General features: G+C 54.6%; 12 protein-coding genes. All 12 read left to right on the plus strand.

All coding sequences use genetic code 11. From position 1 onward, the window contains the following. Nucleotides 1-61: 61 nt before the first annotated feature. The 12 genes from MXE39_RS03570 (at nt 62) to MXE39_RS03625 (ending at nt 23,055) form a co-directional block, all read left to right on the plus strand. Complete coding sequence (locus MXE39_RS03570; RefSeq protein WP_247073789.1) at nt 62-1,228, plus strand: FlgO family outer membrane protein; 1,167 nt, start codon at nt 62-64, stop codon at nt 1,226-1,228. A 41-nt stretch (nt 1,229-1,269) separates the two neighbouring features. Beyond that, complete coding sequence (locus MXE39_RS03575; RefSeq protein ID WP_246977300.1) at nt 1,270-1,728, plus strand: LPP20 family lipoprotein; 459 nt, start codon at nt 1,270-1,272, stop codon at nt 1,726-1,728. 109 nt (nt 1,729-1,837) lie between these two features. After that, nucleotides 1,838-2,308 carry a flagellar protein FlgN gene (locus tag MXE39_RS03580; protein WP_246977301.1) on the plus strand — a complete coding sequence of 157 codons (471 nt, stop codon included), beginning with the start codon at nt 1,838-1,840 and terminating at the stop codon, nt 2,306-2,308. A 1,392-nt stretch (nt 2,309-3,700) separates the two neighbouring features. Beyond that, nucleotides 3,701-5,260, plus strand: coding sequence for a hypothetical protein (locus MXE39_RS03585; RefSeq protein WP_246977302.1), 1,560 nt, complete (start codon nt 3,701-3,703; stop codon nt 5,258-5,260). Nucleotides 5,261-7,414: 2,154 nt separating this feature from the next. Beyond that, entirely contained in the window at nt 7,415-8,173 is a 759-nt protein-coding gene (locus tag MXE39_RS03590) for a hypothetical protein (protein WP_246977303.1), read from the plus strand. 115 nt (nt 8,174-8,288) lie between these two features. Next, the gene (locus MXE39_RS03595) at nt 8,289-8,486 is read left to right on the plus strand and encodes a hypothetical protein (RefSeq protein WP_246977304.1); all 198 of its coding nucleotides are present in this window, start codon (nt 8,289-8,291) and stop codon (nt 8,484-8,486) included. A gap of 1,144 nt (nt 8,487-9,630) precedes the next feature. Then, complete coding sequence (locus tag MXE39_RS03600; protein ID WP_246977305.1) at nt 9,631-10,425, plus strand: hypothetical protein; 795 nt, start codon at nt 9,631-9,633, stop codon at nt 10,423-10,425. 343 nt (nt 10,426-10,768) lie between these two features. Then, the gene (locus tag MXE39_RS03605) at nt 10,769-14,629 is read left to right on the plus strand and encodes an AAA family ATPase (RefSeq protein ID WP_246977306.1); all 3,861 of its coding nucleotides are present in this window, start codon (nt 10,769-10,771) and stop codon (nt 14,627-14,629) included. Between the two features lie 588 nt (nt 14,630-15,217). Further along, a complete protein-coding gene (flgA, locus tag MXE39_RS03610; protein WP_246977307.1) occupies nt 15,218-16,000 on the plus strand; it encodes a flagellar basal body P-ring formation chaperone FlgA in 783 nt (260 codons plus the stop codon). 1,669 nt (nt 16,001-17,669) lie between these two features. Then, nucleotides 17,670-17,990 (plus strand): flagellar biosynthesis anti-sigma factor FlgM, encoded by a 321-nt coding sequence (gene flgM, locus MXE39_RS03615; protein ID WP_246977308.1) that lies wholly within the window; start codon nt 17,670-17,672, stop codon nt 17,988-17,990. A 1,286-nt stretch (nt 17,991-19,276) separates the two neighbouring features. Then, complete coding sequence (locus MXE39_RS03620) at nt 19,277-20,245, plus strand: chemotaxis protein CheV (protein WP_246977309.1); 969 nt, start codon at nt 19,277-19,279, stop codon at nt 20,243-20,245. Between the two features lie 1,538 nt (nt 20,246-21,783). Continuing rightward, nucleotides 21,784-23,055, plus strand: coding sequence for a protein-glutamate O-methyltransferase CheR (locus MXE39_RS03625; protein WP_246977310.1), 1,272 nt, complete (start codon nt 21,784-21,786; stop codon nt 23,053-23,055). Nucleotides 23,056-23,550 lie beyond the last annotated feature (495 nt).

The following is a 23,550-nucleotide window of genomic DNA, read 5'->3' on the forward strand; positions in this document are numbered from 1 at the left end:
GCAATTAAAGAAAACATTGCTGGTAAGCTTATGTGCCAGCCTGCTACTCTCAGCCTGCAGCTTGCCAACTTATGAGGAAAATAATGGCTCTTCTGCACGTATTGAGGGTGTAAACAATCCAACTGAGACTACTGTTTATCAGCAGGCCGGTATGGAGATCAGCTCCATTACTGCCCGTATGGCTGATCAGCTGCAGCAGAATATGTTCTATCACCTGCTGCCAAATGCTCCAGTGGACCGTTCTTCAGTCACCGGCGATGTCAAAATTGTGACCATGCCACGCATTGCCATTACCTCATTCGTGGATACAGACACCTATGAGAATGCCGGTTACCTGGGCCGCGCTCTTGCCGAGTTCTTCACTCACGAGATGTCTACCCGTGCCTTTGAGGTCACCGAGTACAAGCTCACCGGCAAGCTGGCTGTAACCAATGACGGCGACTTTATCCTCTCCCGTAACTGGAAGAAGATCGCCAAGGACACCAAGGTCAAATATCTCCTCGGCGGCACCTTCACCCGCAACAGCCGTGGTGTAGTAGTGGTATCCCGCGTGGTAAACATGCAGACCCGTCAGGTCATTGCCACCGCCACCGATGTCATCCCTTATTCCCTGCTGCCAACCTGCTACCGCACCGCTGCCAAGAACTGCAGCTTCACCGGTATCAGCTCTGAGCAGTTACGCGATGCCAGTTACTACAAGAAGAAGTACCTCGAGGCAGAGAAGCAGCTGGCCCTGTTCCAGGCTCCAATGAAGGCTGAAGCTCTCGAGCGTGCCCGCACTGCCAAGGCTCTGACCAAGGCTCAGGTAGTAGGTGCAAACGGCCGTCCATTAGGCGGTGTTTTCGAGACCTCTTCTGACCCGGCTTTTAACCCTGCTGCAGCCGCTGCCGCAGCTGCAGCTCAGTCAGCCCCTGTGGTTTACAACACCGGCTATAACACCGGTTACACAGGTTCTGGCAGCACCACCCCGGTCGCTCCTGGCGTTCAGGTTGGTCCAGACGGCAAGAAGGTTTACACCGATCCACGTTTCAAGAAAGGTGTTGTTTCCGGCGCTACTTCACGCGGCAATTATGACCGCTATGTCGATGAGCGTGATGGTTTCAGCTCCTGCGATCTCGTAGGCTGCAAGGAAGATCCAGTGGTCTATCCTGCCAACACCTACATGCACAATACCATGCTGATCCGTGACACAGCAGACGAAAGCAGCTACTCCCGCGTCAGCAATTAAGGCTTTTTCAGGAAGCTCTCTGGTTAAAAAAGGTTTTTTCGATGAAAAAGTACATTTCAGCAGCACTTCTGGCCTCAGTTCTGGTATTGAGCACCACCGGCTGCTCCAGCGTTATCCGTAATACTTCTCTGGCTGTTCATTACACCGATACCGGCGTTAATGAGCTGGACGATTATCCGGTAATCAGGTCCACAGGCTATGCTGTAATCTCCCGTCAGAAGGGTTCCAGCCATTCTGAAAAGCAGATTAACGCCATGAGAGCCTCCAAGATGGAAGCCTATCGTGAGCTCACCGAGCAGGTTGCCGGTGTTTACGTCAAGGCAAAGAATTCCAACTCCAACAACATCGAGAAGAGCGACAAGCTCACTACCGAGGTTGAAGGCCTGGTTCACGGTGCACGTGTGGTCCGTCAGTACCCTCTGGGTGACACCTACGTGACCGAACTCGAACTGGATACTAAGCGTATTTACGACATGTATCAGATTCGCGGCGCCCTCTAAGTGAGGTTACAGGGACGGCCTGACCGTCCCGGTGAATCAGACGTGCCCCAGGCTCCGGCCGGGGCCGTGGTTTTTGCTGTATGTCACAGCGCCTTTTTCTGGAAGTAATATGATTACCCGTCGTTCCATCAATAAGACTAAAGCCGTTTCCGCCATTAAGACTTTAGATGATTATCTTGATGAGCAGGATGCCATTCTTGACGCAGTCATGAAGATCCTAAGCCGCGAGTATCAGGCCATTAAAGAGCGCCGTCTTGAGGAGCTTGAGACCATTGCTGAGGACAAGTCCTCATTCATGCTCAAGCTGCAGGCCAACGATCAGCGTCTCAAGCTGCATCCTGATGCTGCCATGCTCAAGACCGTACACATTGACCGCGTCAACCAGCTCAAGGAAAAGCTGGGCCGCTGCAAGATGATGAATGAGACCAATGGCAAGCTCATTTCCCTGTCAATTGCAGCTAACCGCCGTCTGACCTCCGTACTGATGTCTGCCCGTGATCGTATGTCACGTAACATGACATACAACGATAAGGGCAACACAACAGCTACCGGACCATTACGCGTCAACATTAATGCCTGATGCCATCTGCCCAGCCGGCAGATAAAGGATCAGAGACAAAACCGGGAACTCAACACTAATCTTTTCCCGGCGCAGGGCATGCTCAGGCATGCCCCTTTTTTTGCCCGCGCGCAGCCCATCCAGGCCCACCTCCATAAGCCGCCCCGGCCGGGCCCGGCCCCAAAAGCCGCCCGACCGGGCCCGGCCACCATCCGCCCTAATCACCCGCCACAGCTTCAGCGGCATCACCCGCTGCAGCGCAGCCTTCAATGCAGCTTAAGGTCATCCCTGTCTGTCGACCCGCCCGTTAATCCATTTCTCCACTCATCACTCCCTCCCGCTATCCATAAGTCAGTCCACTTATTCATCAGCCCGTTCATACCTTCCATTCATCAGGCCAGTTCATGTAAGCAGGTCTGGAGTCCTGAACCATTTATCGCACTTGCGTAATCAGACCGGCCATCGAGGCATTCTCAATAATCCTGCGCATAAGCATAACCCCCAGCATAAGTCCCAGCCTCAGTCTGAGCCTTGGCATAAGTCCCAGCCTCAGCCTGGCTCTCAGGCTCTGCCAGTATCCGCAGGCCAGTTCAGCTCTTAACCTTTTTAATCTGACCCAATAGCTGACTCCTGTCACCATCTTAAAGACCGTAACCATAGTCACGGCCTGTTCACTTGTCAGCTGCAAAATCCCATCACAGTCTCGTCTGCCATGCCTGAATTTACAAAAATGAGCTGATTTCACGAAAAAGCGCCCATTTTTGCTCAGAAATCATCAAAAAACCTCAATTTTCTTCAAAAATCAGCTCATTGCAGCTTTTCCCTAAACACCAGACCATGTGTCTGATCACTGCTTCAGGGGAGGCCTTTGGGAGCGTGCATCTGATTGCCTGCTCATCATGCCATCAGCTTCCTGTACCACACAAAGAAGCCATGGGGCGGACTGGTGCTCAGCCCGCTGCCCGGCATTATGTGTTCTTACTTCTCAGTCCTGAACTGCGGGCAAATAATTTAAGAAAAAATCCATGAACATTTTGCTTTCTTATGCTGGCAAAATTATGGAAAAAGAACTTAATTGTCATAAGATTCAGTTCATTGTCAGATATGCCAGTATGCGATTTTAGAGATATTTACAGGGATTTACAGGAAATAATGCAGTAAATCTGAGCTTTAAAAATTTCTGGAAAAGTACTTTTCACTGGTGCGGGGGCTGGGCAGGGACAGATCAGAAGGGGCGGTTTTTATTTTCTATTATTGAGCCATCGCAGGAGCAGATGCTCCTTGCTGTTCAAACTACTTAAGGATTTCAGGATTTCAGGATAACAGTTTGATGGCAGGTCCCGGGTACTGATGGCAGTACCTGTTGATAGCAGGACGTATGGTCCTGAGGACGGCCTCAGGGAGTAAGGCAACATGTTTAATCTGAACTCGCTTCAGCTTCTGGGTCAGATTGAGCCGGGCAGCATGGCTCTTGACCGTGATTTCAAAGGCAGACCAATGCTGCGCTTTCGCATTCGCTCCCTGGCTCAGGGCATGACTGACAGTGCTGCAGTCTCCAGCAGCACCACTGCAGATCAGGCTGAGTGCGGCTGTGCATCCACCAGCTCTTCTCTTTCTACTTCTTCCACCACCTCCTCCACTCCCTCAGCTTCATCTTCAGCTGCGCTTTGTTCGGTAAAGAAACCCGATACTGCCCGTAATGTACTGGGCTCTGAGCTCAGGGGCAGGGTACTGTGCCTTGCCATGGGATCAGATGACAGCGCCCGCTCCTTAAAGCAGCTGCAGGGGCAGATAAACGCAGTCCGCAACCGCACCGGCTGTGATAGCGAATCCTGCTCTGACGCCAACACCAGGGCCTGCACCGGCGGCACTGGCAGCAGCCGTACAGCGCCCGCTCATATGAGTCGGGCTCACAGCAGGGCCGTCGCCAGTGCTGGCAGCAGGGGTTCAGCTCATCGCCCTGGCGCATCAGGATCTTCAGTCTCACCAGGCGGTGCTGGACGTAACGCTGCCGCAGCAGCGGCTGCAGCAAGCGCAGTGTCTGGTGCCGCAGCAGCTGCAGCTTCGGCGGGGTTTGCGGCTACAGGCAGGAGCAGGCCTGAGGGCGGAGCTGCGGGTAAGACACGTCCTGACAGTGCCGTGCGTCGAGGCTGTGCTGCAGCTGCAGCTCCGCTGCTCAATGCCATGGTCAGGGAGCTAAGCTCCCGGGGCGGCTCCTTGAGCAGCGGCGACGGTGCTGACTTCAGGGGACTTTCAGGAATAGCCGCTGTCAGTGCTGTCAGTGACATGAGTGAGGAGGAAATGGCACTGCGCCGTCACTTTGATTTTTCCAGCATTGATCTGCACGATTTCTTTGATGAGCGTGTCTTCAGTGAAATTGCCTGGCAGCAGGTCAACAGGGATATCAAATCCCAGGATAAGGATTTTGACCCGGCCCGTCCCAGCAGTGCCGCTGCTGTCGGCGCTGAGGACACTTGCCTCCCCTCAGCCTCATATGAAAAGAGATCATCAAGTACTGAAGGCACAGAGCTCAGTGACGTCACTGATGCCGGCGGTAAAGACAGCTCTCCTGCAGCGGCCGCAACAGCTGCAGCTGCGTCAGCAGCAGCGGATCCTGCAGCGTCAGTCACTACAGCAGGCGCTGCGCCCTCCGGGGCCTGTGCTCCGGTCAGCCTTGATAAGTGGGACCTGTATCTTGCCAGCGATGATATCTGCCGCAGTGTGGCTCAGGCTGTGGCCAGCTCGGTAAAGGTGCCAGCAGGACGTGACAGCAGGGCTGTCTTTTACAAGGCCGTTATCTGGCAAAGCAGCGGCCCGTCCCTTTCCATGGTCTACCGCATTATCCGTCACTCCATGGCTCTGCCTGTGGTGCTGGTAGGCAGTCTCAACCGTGAGGATGCTGTAATGGCTACCTCATCTACAGATACTGTCATTGAGGTCAAAAGAATGGCTTTCTATCAGCTGGGCAGCTGACACTGCAGGGCAGCTGATACAGCTTAACAGCCGCACCGCAGCTCAGCTGTGGCACGGTTAAACCTGGCAACTGCACAGCTCCCTTTTCTTCTTTTCCTTTTCGACTCCAGCTGTCTCTAATTGTCGGGCCTGCTCCACCATCGGCAGGTCCGGTTTTAGTAAGCTGACCCCTTAAATCTCACTAGTGCATCAAAGGCGGAGCGTTCACAGGCTTCGCCTTCTTAAGTGAGTTTGATTTTGCGTATGGCATGGCGCTGCTGCACAGCGTACAGCGCTTGCTCAGCTCACAGGCAGCCCAGTGCGCACCGCATGGCGCTCATTGGCGCACCGTACGGCTTCCCAGCCGGCAGCAAAGTGCATAAGCCCTGTGCTCCCGGCATGGAGCAGCTCCGTACAGTGAAGCAAGGCCGGCAGATTCAGCAGTAACCTGCAGGCAGTGGCACTGGCCGGACAGGCTGTGTCATAAGTATGCGCAACACATCTGTATGTGGCTATGGCGGGCTGCCACGGCAGATTATCTGTAATGCCCGCCACATGATTAGACTTTGAAATCGTGGGCGGGCGTTTATCAGGATTTCAGCCCGCCATCCTGAACCAGTTTCACCTGCATCTCAGGTCACCTAATAGTCTCTGAACACAGAGATTCAGTATGTGGCGTATGGCGGGCACGCAGACAGAACAATGCCCGCATCCTGTAACAGTTTTTCTTTGAAATCGTGGGCGGGCGTTTATCAGGATTTCAGCCCGCCATCCTGAATACTTTTACCGTACTGCTGTCCTGCACATCATTGCTCTGCAGCAGCTGCCATAGCTTTACTGCAGGACCCGTCAGGGTGACAGCCGGTCAGTAAAGAGGGCAGGAGATAACAGTGCTGCAGCCGGCCTCTGTGCAACATGAAAACAGCATGAGAGCAGCAGGCGTACATAAGACCTTGAGATAACAGTTGCTGAGTCTTAAGACCCGTGGCTCAGACAGCTCAGTGCATGGCGGGTATTACCTGAGTCAATGCACGGGCGCTTAAACATTCTCTGACTTAACTATCAGTAGCGGGCTTACTCCGGGCCCGCTTTTTAAGATAACAGCTTCCCTCTGCCAGTCCTCTGACGGCTGACCAGATGCCATCAAAGATGACAGTACCTCATGCGCAAGTCATTCAGCAGTGCACCGCAACCAGGGGAGAGCATTGGGCCGCACCACCGGAAGGGGAGTGCATTGCAACCCCTGATAAGAATTGCCCGCAGCTGCAGAAGAGCAGTGCAGCCAGTTCAGCTCACCTCACTGCAGCCAGGTACAGCGTACAGCACTGACAACCCCTGATGGCTTAACCCCTAAGCACATTAGTAAGTATGGCGGGCCTTACTTCTTGCCCGCCGTTTCACTTCATTACACCACTTTCCACAGAGCAGCAGTCAGGAGGTCACATGAACACTTCACCACAGCATGGGGACAGCCTGACTGTCCCTGCAGATAACACTAATGAGACTGGCCGGAACAGCCCACTTGCCTGCCCGGCTGGCAACACAGCGCGATACGGCTCTCGTCCGGGCACCCAGATGCTTACTGGAAGCTCCTGTGCTCCACTTAATGACAGCACCAGCACTCCGGGCACTGGCAGCTCCCACGTTCCACTTAATGACAGCACCTGCAGTCCACGCGCTGGCAGCTGCCACGTTTCACGTACTTACAGTCGCCCTTACCGCAGACGTCGCTGGTATGCCCGCGACTGCAGCTGGTCTTATGAATTCACCATCAGAGCTGGCAGTGTTGCAGCCGCTTCCCCTGAGTACTGCTATGCCCCGGCTCCTGCAGTGGTAAGGCTGCAGCTGCATCACCAAAGCATAGTGGCCGGCAGCTCCGCTGCATTCATGGAGTGTCATATTCCTGCCTGCATTCATTGCGGACATATTGAGTGTCATCCTGGTATGGCCGGGGCTGATGGAGGCCATGGGGCCGGCAGCTGGTCAGGCTCGCTCAGTGCCGCCTTTATCACCTTGTTGCCTGACTGTGCCATGAGCATATGGATACCACGCAGCCGCAATTCCTCTCGCACCTCCAGGGCACGCCCCGGCCAGCCAGAGCTGCCGCAAGGCCCAAAGCAAAACTGGCCCCAGGCCCGGCCGCAAAACAGGCCGCAAGACCGCACTCAGGACCGAATGTCCGGTCGCCCCCAGGATCGCACCAGGGATCGCATCCATGGCAGAACGCCGGGCAGCGCGCCAGGAAGCGCGGACAGAGGCGCTCCGGAGCTTGAGCGTTCCTGTACCGGGACGGGCAATGGCGTCCTGGCCCAGGCACCGCGTAGCTGGGCATGCGGACGCACCGGCTTCTCAGGCTCCAGGAGCGGTCCAGGGACTGACCCGCGCCGGGGCTGGCTGCAGCGCAGGAGCTCTCAGGGAGCTTATGCCCGTATTCGTGCTGCCAATGAAAGCGACAGCGGGAGTTCCAGCTCCTATGAGCTCAGGGCAGCTGCAGGAGGAGCTGATCCTTACCTGGGACGCAGGCAGAATCAGTCTTCCTTTCGCCCCCGTCCTTATGGCCCACAGGGAGCAGTGGCGGATCACTGTGCAGGTGCGGGCGCTGCCGGTCAGACCGGTGTCGCAGCATCAGGTGGCCCTGACAGATATGAGCGCAGGGACGGCCATAAACCTCAGAGCGACCAGGGCCGCCCTGGCAGCTCTGTGCGTCCTGGTGCTCAGGGAGTAATAGAACTTAAAAAGGGTGAGCATACGGCTATGAGTTCCATGGAGCGCTGGCAGCGTTTTGTGGCCATCAGCCGATCTCAGGGACGGCTGGCCGCTATTGGTTTAAGCCCGGTACCGGTAAGGCTCAGGACAGCCGGGGTAGCTGCAGCCGGGGCAGCTGCAGCAGCAGTTGCTGAAGACAGTGAGCTGCTGGCCAGGGCCGGCAGCTGAAGGGCTGCACTCCGCCTGCACCGGCGGTCAGGCCGGCATCCTGGCTGGCATGCCCGGCGGCATGCCTGGCGGCGTGCCGCTTACAGATACTTTCCATTACGACAGGAGCAATGACATGACAGCAGTATTACCTCAGGGGCGTAAGGCCCCGGCCCTGAAACTTATCTCCGCGCGGGACCTCCAGGCAAAGCCAGGCGGCCGTCCTCCGGTAGTAAAGCTGGACCTTAACAGTGTTGACGGTCGTGACGAGCAGATTACCCGCCGTCAGCTGGGCCGTAACGCCCGGGTTCTTATCGTGGCCATAAGCTCGTAACTGCCCGGGCCATATTAAGACGGTCCCTGCAGGCCAGCCACCAATGCAGGCATTTATGTCCTGTACGGCCGCAGCTGCAGGGCTCTGTCGGGAGCAGATTATGAACTTCTCCATTTCACCACCGGGAGGGCACTGCTGTGACAGCACAGTGCCATTGATCCCCGGGGATCTTTCATCATCGCAGGCCCACATGCCTGCCCCCTTTGTCAGTCCTGACTCCAGTGGTCACTACAGCACCAGCAGGGCCTGTCAGCTGTCAGGATCTGGTTCAGCCTCAGGCGCGGGCGCTGCCACCAGAGGCTCAGCGTCCCCCAGGAGCACAGCTCCAGGCGCGGGCGCTGCTGTCACCATGGGAGCAGCCACCGGCGCTGGGTCTGTCTCATCCATGGGCACAGATCCAGGACCTGACAGCCTTGAGGCAAAGCCCGGATGCGCCGGCAGTGCCGCCGGAGCGGCCCGCCGTGCTATGCCCGTACACCTGCCTAACAGTGAGCTTATACGCAGTTGCAGCTGGGGTATGCAGCGTACTTATCTGGTGTATGGCTGCCCTGATTACACTGTGGCCCTTGCTCAGGCAAGACGTGGTAAGTCAGCTATGTACTGTGAGCCAGTAAGCCTTTATGCAGCGCCGACGGGCACCGGTGCAGTAACTGGTGCCGGCAGCTATACACACAGTGTAGATCCGGCTGCTCATCAGACCATTCATAAGTCAGCGCATCAGACTGCGCATCAAACTGTGCATCAGAGAGCGCATCAGATCAGGGGCAGTGAACCATCTCATCCAGAGGATCATTTGCCGGGTACTGATGCGCAAGGACAGTCTAACCGTGTTGCATCTGCACAGGCCGGGGCCTGTACCACGGCAGCGGCAATGGCCCATGCAGCAGCAACGGACCTGGCAGTTGGGCCTGTCCCGGGCTGTTGCGGGACGGACAGGGCTTATGAGTGCAGTGATGCCCAGTGGATGCTCTCCTTTGAGCACTGCTGGGGTAAGGCCGCCTCCATATGCTCAGGCCGGCCTGACAGCAGGACTCAACCCGGGCCTGTAAAGCAAGGTCACAGTCAACCCCCTGAAAGGCTTACAGGACCAGCTTCCCAGAGCACAGCCCGGCGACGGGGTTCTTATGGCGCAGGCAGGTCCGCCATGCGCCAGCTGTGTCTTTTTGATGATGACTTTGATGAGCAGGCTCAATCAGATACAGCCAAGCCGGGTACCTCTGTAATGGGGGAGAGCAGATCAGGTGATCAGGCACCTTCTTTACTGCCTGAAAGTCACGCAGCTCCTGGCCAGGTCACCCTGAACAGCTCACTTTTACCTGTCTGCAGAGAAGGTGCCCTTCGCGCCCCTGGGCCTGAGGGCAGGCAGATTCATACGGGTGCCACTGCTCTTAAGGCACAGGAGAGCTATACAGCAGTGCTCAGCTACACCCTGAGCTCATGCAGTGCTCAGAGCTGGAACGATGACAGTGAGCTGCCCTGGGATACAGGCAGCCGCAAGAGCACAGCCGGCTCAGCTGACGGTTCAGGCAGGCATCAGGAAACAGCCCGTGAGGGCGGCTTTGGCAGCCGTCCGGGTCGTGATTACAGTGCGCAGCGAGGAGGTCCTGTAACAGGAGAGATTGGTCTTGGGCGTGAGGCTGTGTTTATGCGCACAGCGCTGATGCCCGGTTATCTGGTCTCCTCGCAGAACATGCCAGGACGTCCCGGCAGCTTTCACGGCTGGAGCGCCATGACAGCACGGGTACCTCTGGACCCTGAGCGCAGTGTACTGGGCAGTGATGAAGAGAGCCTCATGTATGCGGGCAGTGGCTTTACTGTGGAGCGCAATGTCATCTCCAGACACGGGCTGCCCCTGAGTGCTCGCAGCTTTAACGCCCGCAGCCGCCTGCAGCGCGCCCGCATCGAAATTGAGCTCCCGGCCTTTGTCGTCAGAGGCTGACAGCAGCTTTCCCTTATGGCAGGGGCGCATTACCTGGGCAAAGGCCATCAGCTCTCTGTGGTGGCCGTCTGGCAGCTGGGCAGCCTGGCAGCCAGGCACTTACAGGCTGTGGCTCTGAGACTCAGAACAGGGCCAAGGCCAAAACAGCCCGCTCGCAACAGCAGTAAGGCCAAATCCCAGGTACACGTACAGGCAGGTACTGCTCTGCACATGAGGGCAGGGCGAACCTGAGAATCAGGCTGTCAGGTACAGGCAAGGCTGGAACTGCAAGCCTGTCAGTCAGATGCCTGCAGGCATCAGTATTTAATCTCACAATCCGAGCACATGGTGCTCAGGAGGGCATATGAAAAACTTACATTCCAACACCGCTGAAAGTCCCTGGGGCACTGATACAGCCATGGCACAGACCGCCATGGAACCGGCAGCCATGTCAGCTGCAGTACCCGGGCTTAACCGTACCAGTGCTGCAGCCGGTATGATTCCCCCACAGCAAAGATCAGGCATCTCTGGATCGGCTCCAGCCGCACGTCCTGCTCCAGGCGGTGCCGGTGCTCAGAGTGCAGCCGTATCTGCAGGTCCTTCAGCTCCCCCTGCAAATGGTGCTCAGGTACAGTCTCAGAGCGCCATGAGATCAGGGGCCGGCAGCTGGCAGGGGCCATATCAGGCAGCGGGCAGCTCTGTCAGCCCATGGCCACAAAACACAGCTCAGCCTGGCTGTCAGGGCGTAACGGACATGGGAGCCGCAGCTGACAGACAGGAGCAGGCCCCAGGTATGCCTGATGGCTCTGTGCAGAGCCAGCCTCCATATAACTGGGTACCTCCTTATAACCAGACTCCCCATGTGCTCAGGGGCACTGCCTTAAATCATTCCGCTGTTTCAGCTTTTCCCGGCTGGGGATCAGATAACGCTCAGGCTGCTGCCGTAGCCGCCGCCTCCAGCGCAGCCGTCGCCAGTGCAGCCGCCAATGTGGCAGCCAATGCAGCAGGCGCAGTGGCAGGTGCAGCTACAGCCGGTGCTGGTGATCGAACTGCTGTGGGCACTAAGCGCGCCGCTGGAGTCGCTGCGGGAGCCCAGATGCAGGCAGGACGCGGCGTGGCTGCAATGCCGGCTGATAGCTATATGTCTGTGCCTGTAGGAGCTTATCGCCTCATGCCGCCTGGCATAAGTGCAGCCATGAATATGGTACAGACCGCAGGCTGTGCTGCCCCGGTCCCAGTTGGTGGCGGTGCAGCCGGAGCTCTGGCTCACGGTCGTGCATCACTGCCTGCAGGAGCTGTTGCCCGTGGTACTGTGCCTTGCTATGGAGCTGCGGGCGCTGTAATGCCAGCTTATGCAGCACAGCCGGCAGCTGCCGGGATGATGCCCTCTGCTTTAAGCGCTACAACTTCTCAGCACGCAAATCATGGTCAGTCTGTTATGGCAGGACCGGCAGCTGGAGCTGTGCCTTACGGCTGTGGTGTACCTGGCAGCTCAGTAAATGGCAGAGTACAGGGCGGCAGCGGTGCTCAGGTACAGGCAGGAGCTCAGAGCATGACTGGAGCTCAGACCATGGCTGTGGCCAATAACATGACTGCGCTCCAGACTCAGCCATTGGCTAATGCACCGACCCATGCCCCGGCATCAGTTAAGGCCCCGGCATCAGCTCAGGCCCGGGGCATGGCAGCTGCATCTGCTCTGGTCGGCCCGGCTGGCGCAGGTGCTGGTGGCGCGGGCGCTGTCACCGGAGGTTCCGGCTGTGCCAGTGTGGGAAGTGAAGGTGCTCACGGCGCTGCTGGAGCTCTGGCGCGCAGCATGAATGAGCTTTATGACTGCGTGGCCGGTAATACCCATATCTCGGTACGAGGTGGCCGCGAGGCTCTGAACGTAAGAGGCGGTCATGCTTATATTGACAGTGAGGACGGGAGCTGTGGCGCAGGAAGCGCTGGTGGCGCTGCTCTGAGCGGCATGCACAGGGCCAGGGTTATTGACTGTGGAGCCGGAGTGGGCAGCCGTGAGGTTTCATCTGCTGTCTTTGACTGTCCTGATCTTGGTCAGAGAATGCTTACTGTGCCTGAGCATAAGGACATGGTCAGTGCCATGGTGCCTCAGGCTCACAGCTCCTATGTCTTTGAGAGCAAGGCTCTTAAGACCATGCTCGACTGGCTGGAAAAGCCTCATGGCGATTCTCTTTATATCTGCGGACCATCAGGCTGTGGCAAGACCTCCTTTGTGCTTGAGACTGCCGCCCGTCTTAAGTGGCCGGTAGAGAGCATTACTCTGTCTCAGACTTCAGAGGTAGCTGACCTCATTGGTCATCCTGTTATCCGTCATGGTCAGCTGCACTTTGAATATGGCCCCTTAAGCCGTGCCATGATGTCAGGTGAGATTCTGCTGCTCAATGAAATTGATCTGATGAGCGCAGGAGAGCTGGCTGCCCTGAACGATGTGCTTGAGGGCCGTGGTTTGACCGTACTGGCCAGCAATGGGGAGGTCATCATGCCTCATCCGGGTTTCAGGGTTATTGCCACCGGTAACTCAAGGGGATCAGGTGACAGCTCAGGCCACTACACAGGAGTGCGCCGTCAGAATACGGCTTTTCTTGATCGCTGGGTGTTTCTTGAATTTTCCTGGCCTGACTTTGCCATGGGCCGCTCCATCATCAGCCGTGCCGTACCTGAGCTCAATCCTGATCTCATACGCTATATGCTCACCTTTGTGCACGAGCTGCGTATTGCCTGCGGAGCAGAGCGCAGCAGTGACAACAGGGACATGCTGGAGAATATGCGTGCCCGTATTGCTCAGCTGCACTCCTCTTATGTGGGCTGTGTTGAGGAATGCCGCAGTGCCGGGCAGGTGCGCAGCATTGAGGATGTCATAGGCCGCAGCGACAGTACCGAGGCCGATATAGCCACCGAGTACGGAGCTTTAAACAATGTCAGTGACATGCGTACTCTTGATGATATTGAGATAAGCTGCGGCCGCAGAGTTCTGCCACTTAGTGCCCCTGTGACCACCCGCAGTCTGCTGCGTATCTGCAGGGCCTATGCTGCTGATGAAAAGTGCACCATTCAGGATGCCATAGACCGTGCCTTTGCCTCGCGCCTTGAGGGCCGTGAGTATGCTTTTGTCATGCGCATGAGCTTTGAGGTCTTTGGCTATACCTCAAAGTTCACTGAGCTGCCCCATTGTGTAAGCGACGTTGAGGCCTATCTGAAAATGCGTGCCCGCACCTTCAACGAAGGCTTTATCAACAACTGTCTGCTCCCTGACTACCAGCTGCGTGAAATCTTTGACCAGCGCCGCGCTACCGCAGCTGCACCTGCCGCAGCAGCTGCAGCAGCTGCTGAGCCTGCTGATGCGGCTTCCGGTGCTTCGTTCGTCGCAGGCAAGGCTGACACAGCCCAAGTAAAGGACTCAGTTGAGGGAGACGCCAATGAGCCTGATGCTGGGGATGAGGGAAGCAAATCCGTAGCCCCTAAGAGCGCCAGCGCAGCTAAGGCAGATGGTCACAGTGCACATGCGGATCAGTGCAAGGCCGGCCCAGGATCACCTGACCATGAAATAAGCCTGGTGACACCAGGATCACTTGCTGACAGTGACGGGGAAATTGTAAGCCCGCTTGAGAATCTTACTGACTCTCAATCTGTTGCCACTCAGGGTGATGATCAATATGAGAGCTCAGCTGAAGAGTGCAGCACAGATGGTCAGGACCATGACCTCAAAAGCTGTGAGCTCAAAGGCAGTGAGCCTGAGGGGGCAGATCTGTTTCCTGGACGTGTAATCAGCGCCGGTAATGTTTCTGTTAAGACTGTGCTGGTTGATGATTATGGCTCAGAGTCTGACATTAACAGCGTCAGTGATGAGCCCTTACTGACAGCTGCCATGGCAGGCACAGCTGTTGATGAGCCGGCAGGCGTAAGAGCTCAGGGGCACAGTGATAAGGCTGAAGCTGCAGCTGAAGCTGAGACAAAAGCTGTGCGCCCGGTACGCCGCAGCCGCAGTCGTAAGCTTCAGCCAGCCAATGCTCCGGCAGCTGATGGCGATATGACTGCAGGAGCAGATGCAGACACAGACAATGATGCCCTGACCGCAGGCTCTGAGCTTGAGGCTTTAACAGTAACTGCTGAGACGCTCAGTACTGGCAGCAGTGCAGCAGCTGTTGCTCTGCAGCCGGTACGCAAGGTGCGTCGCAGCCGCAAGAGCGACAAGGCCCCTGCTGCCTGAGGGCATGGTACAGCCAGTGTCAGTATCAGCAATTTAAAGCAAGAGCCCGGCCCTGAAAGTCATTTATGACTGTAAGGTGCAGGGCCCGGATAAAGAGCAGAGGCGAGAGCAAGGGAGAACAGGTGGCAAGAGCCAGGTGGAGCGAGGTGAAAGTCATTGGCTGCCAAACCTGGCCTGCCGGGCATTTGCAGGTGAGATACACAATTTCTTCATATGCCTGTACAGGGTCGACGCTGCCATATGTGCCATATGGTGACGTCGGCCCTTTTTACTGATAGAGCATGGTCCTTGTGCTGCTGCATCTGGAGCTGGACGGTGTCCATGACGGAGCGATGTGACACTGCATGTGGGGCTGTGACGGTGTCAATGACGGAGCGATGTGCCACTGCATGTGGAGCTGGACGGTGTCAATGACGGAGCGATGTGCCACTGCATGTGGGGCTGCGGCGGTGTCCATGCCGGAGCATGTGCATCTTGCTAAGGAACTGATAAGCAAAAAGGCTTATCATAGGCTTTTGGCAGCTGGGGAGTATGCTGCTTTTTCTGATAGTATGTGCTGCAACAGCTCAATAAGAGGAGATCCTTGCCATGCGTCATAACAGGCCAGTAAACGCCTTAAAGATGCTTACCGAGAAAATGAAGGCCGGCCACCTGTTTGCTGGAGCACTCAGAGGTTCACGTGCCCTGGTCATGATTCCTGCATTGCTGCTTGCCAGCGTCTCAGGAGCTCATGCTACTCCTCAGGAAGCAGAATTCCTGCGTACCGTTGCCGAGCAGTACATCCTGGCTCAGTTTGAACATCAGGATTATGGCGACAAGAAAATTGAAGTGCGTGCCGGTAAGCTCGATGAGCGCCGCAGCTACGGTGGCCGCTGCACCAATTATCTGACTGCCGAACTCAAGGGCTCTGAAATCAAGAGCACCTCTCAGGTAAAGATTACCTGCTCTCAGCCTGACAATCAGTATTCCATCTTTGTACCGGTCAAGGTATCCATTCTGACTCCGGCCCTGGTAGCCTCACGTAATCTGACCCGTGGCTCTGTCATTGGCTCTTCCGATCTGCGTACCATTTATCTCAATGAAGAGACCAATCTGACCACAGCCGTATCTGATCCCAACATCCTGGTAGGCAGCCGTCTCAAGCGTGATGTCAAGGAAGGCGAGCAGATCCGCTCCAACTCATTTTGCGTGGTGTGCAAGAATGACAAGGTCAGCATCGTAGCCCGCAGCCACGGCCTTGCTCTTAAGACTACTGGTCTGGCTCTTGATGATGGCGGCATAAATCAGTCCATCAGAGTGCGCAACCTCAAGTCCAACAAGGTAGTCTCTGCCGTAGTATCAGCCCCGGCCGAAGTACAGGTAATTTTCTAGCAGCCATGTAGCCACTCCGCCATGCCGCCAGCGCATGGTCCTTAGCCTGTTCCATGCCGCCAGAGCATGGCCATGGGGCCTTGACTGAGGCAGGGATCTCATCCAGAGTTTCCTCCCTGACAGTATCCCAGGAATATGCTGCGCGCCCGGGTGGCCCGGGCTGTAAAGAGCCATCTGGCTCCATGAGATGTAAATGACGGCCCGTCTGATTTGACCATCAGGCGGGCCGTCATCATTTGAGCCTGTGAGAGCAGAGCTGATGACGTAAGGCAGAGAGCAGTTAACATTCGCTGATATCATGTAAAAGAGCTGAAAGCCGCGTACAGGTAAGAAAGCCGTTGGGGTACAAAAGCCGGCCGCAAGCAAAAGCAGGCAATGATATGACGGCCTGAGGGGACAAGAAGTAATAAGTCGCGTACAGGGCAGGGGCCGGGACTGGATTTAAAACAGACAGAGTAATAAAAGGGAAATAGCTCAAGCGTAAGCTTTTATCAGCGGCATAAAAATCAGCATGGCGCCTTGCATTATGCTCTGCAAAACAGCACAAAACGCATCTGGCAAAAATATGGCGCGGGCGCCTGCCAGGAAAGCAGCGGGCGGGAAAACAGGCTTATTTATGCGGCAGAACGTCATGATGTGGGAGCTGGCGCCTCACAATGGTACGCTGCATATATGTAGAGATTAGTGCCGAAAAAATGCTTTACTTTGCCTAAGATGCTGTTTTAGAGCCTGTATTAATCCTTTCTAAAACATATTCAGCTGTTCATGTGTTCCATTGCTGCAATGTACGGCAGGACAGGAGATCCTGCAGTGCACTGGCAGAAGTGGTAAGCCGGATTTTAAGTCATTGCAGGGCAGCAGCCCAGATCAGGCTGCATATGCATATCGGCCTGTAATTGCGGCCTGAGGTGAATTTTGATGGGCCGATACCTAGCTGTTCCCAGTGCAGGTGCCGGGAATTGCCAGGATCAAAAATACATATGGGGAGCACAATTTTTACCTGGTCTGTAAAAATATGAAGGGGCTGGTAAGCGTTTTCACATTGATCAGGTGGGGATTTTGTAATGTAAAAATGAGGGTTTTTGTATCTATTATTTTTTGTAATCAGCCTTTTTATCAGTATGAATATGGCATAAAAGCCAAAACGTACCCAATTTGGTGCACAATTCAGGGAGTGCATATAAACAGGATTTTTACATTGTGCTTACACACGAACACTGACGAAAACAGGTTTTTTGTCAGCCTTAAGGGAGACCAGTTAAGTCTTTGTGATCGGGGGCAAAAAAATTTTTTGCTCGGGGGCTGCAGAAAACCGATCGTCTGTCGTTACATAAAGCAAAGGTTAGAGATGTAATGAAAATCACATCTCAATGCAGCAGCCTGCATCTTAAAGGGCTTCAGCCCGGCAAGTTTCAGAGTCTGCAGCACCCGCCTCGATGATAATTAAGAGAGAAGAAAGATTATATCTTTCAATCATGTATTCCTGTCTTATCTGGATGTTTCATCCAGTGAGGCATCAGATACGACAGGATTACTGTCACGAGTGTGATCATTTATTGCCCAGAGCCCGGGCAATCGCAGCAGATCTGATACAATGCAGGAAAAGTCTTGCAGATAAGACTTTCCAGGCTTTAAATTGCAAGAATTTTATTGAAAGAGGGATAACAACATGGCAATCGACATCTTATTTGATAATGCGATTAAGGCCATGCCCGAGAATGTGGCTCGTGCCCGTAGAGCTACTACCCAGGATGCAAAGGCCGAAGGAAAAGTTTCTTCCACCGCCCCAGGCACTGACGACGTAGTTTTTACCGAGAAGGCCAAGACACTTTCCAAGGCAGCTGATATTGCCAGAAGCTCCGACGGTATTGATTACGACAAGGTAGCTGCGCTCAAGCAGCAGTACGACAACGGTACTCTCGAGTTCGACTTTAATCGCGTAGCTGACAAGCTTATTGCTTCCGAGCGCTCTTTAAACAAGCTTTTCTAACGGTCACATTGGGCAGCCTGTGCCCTCTGTTTACCCTCCAATAAAAGAACCGCAGTGCTGACAAAGGCATGGCGGTTTTTTTATGCCCGCAATTTCACCCCGGCAGCCAGCCATCCCAGACAGGACTGCCCCGCCTGGCCAGCCGGCCCGGCCGGCCCACATCCTTGCAGGGCATGGCCGTTGCTCATGGTCCAGTCACATACCATTACAGTGGCCCAGGTCATCGCTCATGGCACAGCCCATGATGGGGACTGGTACGCTGTTAATTGCTCCCGTGCAACGGTCAGCGCCAGAGCGCTGCCCCAGACCACTGTTCCCTTTCATGCCTGAGCGCCGTTTCAGATCTGGACGCCGTCTTGGGCCTGGACCCGTTTCCTGCCATGGCTGCGGTGCACGTCATTGCTTGATGCATGCAGTGTTTTACCTCCACGCTGTGCTCTTTGCCTGTCCCATGCGTTTAAGTACGGCCCTGACCATCTCCCCATAACCTGGCTCTCCCTTGCACAGCCCGGCCTGCAGATCAGCAGGTTATCCGGTAAGAGAGGGGGCAGCTTTGGGAACGGAGCGCTTGTAGGAGAGGCCTGGCGGCAGCCAGATGGCAGCAAGGTGGCGGGTGCGTTCCGTTATGATTCTGGAGAGTGACTTTCCTTCCTTTGGGTATGCTTTTTCTGATCTGAGGGTATGATTTTGTCTGCTGGTTTTCTGCAGTGCTGCAGGGCAGGATTTTGTCTGCTGTTTTGCTGCGAGGCTGTAGTGCCGGGATATTTTCAGATTATTATGGGGGGAAGCTGAATATTGCCTGGTGTAGATTTGAGGGTAATTTAGTGAGACTGAGGGGATAATGCGGCGTCTTTTTGAGCGACAACGTACTTTTTTGCACATTTTGCGCAAGAGTTGGGGCATTATATCGCTATAATAACCGGGAAACTGTATCATTAAGTTTCTTTGTATCTATCCAGAACCCTGGGAGCCAGCAGGCTCGGATCATAAAACTGCTGACACAATCTTAAGTGCTCAGCTGGCTCAGTGAGCCTTTTACGGTCAACACAGCTGGATGTGATTTCCTTTTTGAGCCCGTCACAACGGGATGTGCCGGATTAAGGTGCCACATGATTTGCCTTTTTCCTGGCACAGCTTTTCTTAAGACGCTGCGTAATGTGCTTTTTAAATGCTGTTGCACAGGCGCTGTCGCATGACATTTGAGCAGTTTTTCTTGCCTCGGTGGTATCAGCACCACTTTCAGTTTTCAGTCTTGCCGGGACTTTTCACAAAGTAAGGGGAATTAAATGGCTGGCGTAATGGACAAAGTCAATCAGCTTACCGAGCTGGTTGGTCAGAACAGAATGGAGCTTCTGCTCTTCAGATTATCCGGTCTGTCACAGCGTTATGGTATTAACGTGTTCAAGGTTCGCGAGGTCTTACCTTGCCCACGCCTGACCGTAATGCCACGTCTGCATCAGTTTGTTATTGGCGTTGCTCACATCCGTGGCAACACTCTCTCCGTAATCGATCTAGCCTACGCCATCGGCGGCCGCCCTACAAAGAATTACGAGAAGTGCTACATCATCATTGCCGAGTACAACCGCTCTACTCACGCTTTCCTTGTATCCAATGTTGAGCGCATTATCAACATGAACTGGAACAAGATCATGCCTCCTCCAAAAGGTGCCGGTCACTCCAACTACATGACCGCTGTTACCGAGGTGGATGACGAGCTCATCGAAATTCTCGACGTTGAGAAGATTCTCGACGAAATCACTCCTATTGGTAATGATCTCGAGTCTGACGCCATCAAGCGTCTGACCGTTCCTCAGGGTACCCGAGTTCTGGTTGCTGATGACTCCAAGATCGCTCTTAAGCAGGTTAAACGCGCTCTTACCGACATCGGTGTCGATGTTATTGAGGCTCATGACGGTAAGGAGGCCCTCACTCTGCTCAATGAGATGGCATCAAACGGTCACTCCGTCAAGGATACTTTAAGCCTGATTATTTCCGACGTTGAAATGCCGGAAATGGACGGCTACACCTTATGTGCCAATATCCGCAACAGCCCTCACCTGCGCGATCTGTATGTAATTCTGCATACCTCTCTGTCAGGTGTGTTCAACCAGTCGATGGTGTCCAAGGCCGGTGCCAACGACTTTATTCCAAAGTTCAACCCTGAAGAGCTGGCAGCTGCTGTAGAAAAGGGCCTTGATCTGGTATGTAATGGTGTATCAGGTGCTGACTGTGTAATGAAGTCCAAGCGCACCTGACCTGGCTGATTACAAGGCTGAAAAAGGACCCGGCTGAAGGCCCCTCAGGACTGCCGTACCCAGGGCCGCATCAGCAAGCAATGCTCAATCTGATTCGTTCGGGTTGAGCATTTGTTTTTGCTCAGCCCAGGCGGCCCATCAGGCCCAGGCATTGCGGCCCACCATGCCCGAACATGGCTGCCCATCAGGCATTATCAAGGTGGCCCAATGGTCTGAGCCGGGCTGCCATTTTGAGGCTGGCCAGGCTGTTTTTTCGGACGGCCATGATCTCAACGCAAGTCAGGAAGGAGTGCTGCGCTGCACTGTGCAATGGGCCCACTCCTTTGCAGCAAGTATGGATTGACTGGTGTTTTACCCTGTCTTAAAAGTGCGTAAAAACGGCATTAATCCTGTATGACAACGTTTGCATAAATCTGATTATTTTTACCTGATTTTGCCATGTGACAGATAAGCTTACGAGAGCTGCTGAGTTGCTGTTTTTAATGAGTGCTTCAGGCGGGGCACTGGTGACCTGAGCGTAAGTCCACTGTACATATTGACACTCTTTGGAAGTAACAGCCAGGCGTCTGCCAGGTATGAACTGCTACAATGCCCGTAAATATGCCGTAAATATGCCCTTAAAATGCCCTTCAAGGCCTGCCTGTTTCCATATGATCCTGGTTTATGGCAAACATGTACGGAAGCGCACTGGTATTCCTGTGTGTACGACCTTGATCTCAGCCTCCTGGTATTTATTTAAACTGCCACGGAAATACGATAAAAACGGTGACTGGTGTTTTTTGTTAATTTGGCTGCACCTTTTGTTTCTAGATATGGCAATAACCACATTTTATGCTATATTCTAGGGGTCATTTTTCCCGCCTGCACTCATGTGAGAGCAGGGTAAAGACAAAGGGGATAAAATGACAGTTTTGACGGGAAAGACTAATATCAGTAAGTTTTCTTCTGGTCAGCTCATAAGGAAACCACGGGTGATGACATCATGTCATACCAGCACCACGGGGAATCTCATCTGAACATGGTCCGTCTAACTTTCAGACCATCTGACCTCTCAGCCCTTTCTGAAGCAGGAATTCAGAAACGGCTCCCACCAGATTTTTCAGGGTACTGCCGACTGCTGCGCACCATGCTGATGTGCACCACAATGTAAATGGCAGACCAGCGCCGTCCTGCAGGCTTACAGACGGAAAACCGGACAGTACAGACTGTCATGTTAAGCTTTTTTCAGGGTGTCGGACCTTTAACGGGCACATTTTGCGGCGTTATGTTAGTATGCTTTGATGACCAGCATAATGGTCAGTACAGGCACAGATTTTTTTCAGCAGATAACTGCTTCCGGCATCGCAGATGCGCTGTCCCGGGGCCTGTGACAGCACATGGTGCTGTCAGTCCCCGGTTATGAGTCTTGTATTGGGACAGGCGCAGCACAGATTCGAGCACATGTTTAAGGCTGCCGGAATTTTTACAGTATTTTTTATGCCGGACACTTGCAGATGGTGTCAGGGCATCAAGGCAAGTGTCACGTCATTGAGGTTTGTATGACCGATAATCCGCAGAATCGTTTTGGTGAGTCCTCCCAGGGTTCGTTTGTATCACGTACCACTGGTTCATCCTTATTTGGCAGCAGATCCGCCGGTTCTAATACGGTCCCAGCACGTACCACTGCCAACAGCACACCGGCTTCATCCCTGTTTAACAGCAGCAGAAATCATACCTCAGCAGCAACTCCAGCTGCTCCGGCTCCTGGCTCCCTTGCTGCACGTATGGAAAAGTATCCACACCGTACCGGCAATGCTGTTGCCTCTGTTATGCGTAAGACTCAGGGCCCTGAACGTGCTCACTTCACTCCTTCTGACTATCCTGGCATTACCAAGCTGGCCATTGCCTCCCAGAAGGCCGGTTACGACTCTGTAGCAGCCCGTAATCCTGATATTCTGCCTACTACTCAGGATCGACTGGCCGTACAGTCCCGCAGCGTATCTGATGCCCAGTACCGTCGTTTTGCCCAGTACATCGAAGAGCAGAGCGGTATCGTGCTCGGTGATAACAAGCACTACCTGGTAAACAGCCGTCTGTCCTCTCTGCTGCTGCGCTTTAAGGTGCCTACCATTGATGAGCTCATCAACCGCGCCATGCAGCCATCCGTCTACAAGGACATCAGCTCTGCCGTTATCGATGCCATGACCACCAACGAGACCCTGTGGTTCCGTGATACCTACCCTTACCTGGCACTCAAGAATCTGATTCTCCCTGAGCTGGCCAAGTCCGGTAAGACTCCGGTACGTATCTGGTCCGCCGCCTGTTCTTCAGGTCAGGAGCCTTACTCCATTGCCATGGTGGTTCAGGAGCAGGCCAATTCCGTAGGTCATATCAATCCTGATCAATGTCAGATCATCGGCACCGACATTTCCCCTGAAATGCTTGACCGCTGCCGCTTTGCTCACTATGACAATCATGCTCTGGCCCGTGGTCTGAGCGCCGAGCGTAAGGCCCGCTTCTTCAAGCCAACCCAGGACCCTAATGTCATGCGCATTGACGACAAGATTAAGAACATGGTCAACTTCAAGCAGATGAACCTTCTTGGTTCCTACTCTCTGCTGGGCCGCTTTGACATTATCTTCTGTCGTAACGTGCTCATTTACTTCTCCAATGAAGTTAAGAGCCAGATTTTAGGCAAGTTCTCCGAGTGCTTAAACCCAGGCGGTTACCTGATTTTAGGTTCCTCAGAGTCTATCCAGGGTCTGTCAGACAAGTACGAAATGGTACGATGCAACCCTGGCCTGGCCTACCGTCTCAAGCCACAGTCCTAATCTGACTGCTGGTCCGCGTGCCTGAGGGCACATAAAAAAATCCGGTCGCATACGCGCACCGGATTTTTTTTTGCCTCAACCCGTTACAGATCTAATTTTGATCCGGCCCGCCGCGCCACTACCGGCCCGCCGGCAGGGAAGCAGAACCTCACTGCTGCGTGTCTGGCTGCCACAGCGCCCTGATGCGTGCTGGCAGCCCCATATCACAGCATGGCAGGTCTGTCAGTGCGCGCTGAGCACACACGCTGCCTTGCAGGGCCGTCAGTGCGCGCTGAGCACACACGCTGCCTTGCAGGGCCGTCAGTGCGCGCTGAGCATACACGCTGCCTGGCAGTGCTGTCTGCCCCTCAGATGCGCATACAAGCCACTCAGGCGGTGCTGACAGTGCACAGGCGGCTCAGTGTGCAGCAATGCCTGAGTTGCGCTCCTGCGGTGTCCTATGCCCCTGCAGCTGCGCAAGATGCTGTGCTGTGATAATGGAGCGCGCTCTCATGT

The organism is Anaerobiospirillum sp. NML120511 (assembly GCF_023050955.1).
Classification (GTDB): Bacteria; Pseudomonadota; Gammaproteobacteria; order Enterobacterales; family Succinivibrionaceae; genus Anaerobiospirillum.

Bases quoted from the DNA above. Each gene is read 5' to 3' on its own strand.
- MXE39_RS03575 (WP_246977300.1), top strand. From the start codon at position 1,270: ATGAAAAAGTACATTTCAGCAGCACTTCTGGCCTCAGTTCTGGTATTG.
- MXE39_RS03580 (WP_246977301.1), top strand. From the start codon at position 1,838: ATGATTACCCGTCGTTCCATCAATAAGACTAAAGCCGTTTCCGCCATT.
- MXE39_RS03585 (WP_246977302.1), top strand. From the start codon at position 3,701: ATGTTTAATCTGAACTCGCTTCAGCTTCTGGGTCAGATTGAGCCGGGC.
- MXE39_RS03590 (WP_246977303.1), top strand. From the start codon at position 7,415: ATGTCCGGTCGCCCCCAGGATCGCACCAGGGATCGCATCCATGGCAGA.
- MXE39_RS03595 (WP_246977304.1), top strand. From the start codon at position 8,289: ATGACAGCAGTATTACCTCAGGGGCGTAAGGCCCCGGCCCTGAAACTT.
- MXE39_RS03600 (WP_246977305.1), top strand. From the start codon at position 9,631: ATGCGCCAGCTGTGTCTTTTTGATGATGACTTTGATGAGCAGGCTCAA.
- MXE39_RS03605 (WP_246977306.1), top strand. From the start codon at position 10,769: ATGAAAAACTTACATTCCAACACCGCTGAAAGTCCCTGGGGCACTGAT.
- flgA (WP_246977307.1), top strand. From the start codon at position 15,218: ATGCGTCATAACAGGCCAGTAAACGCCTTAAAGATGCTTACCGAGAAA.
- flgM (WP_246977308.1), top strand. From the start codon at position 17,670: ATGGCAATCGACATCTTATTTGATAATGCGATTAAGGCCATGCCCGAG.
- MXE39_RS03620 (WP_246977309.1), top strand. From the start codon at position 19,277: ATGGCTGGCGTAATGGACAAAGTCAATCAGCTTACCGAGCTGGTTGGT.
- MXE39_RS03625 (WP_246977310.1), top strand. From the start codon at position 21,784: ATGACCGATAATCCGCAGAATCGTTTTGGTGAGTCCTCCCAGGGTTCG.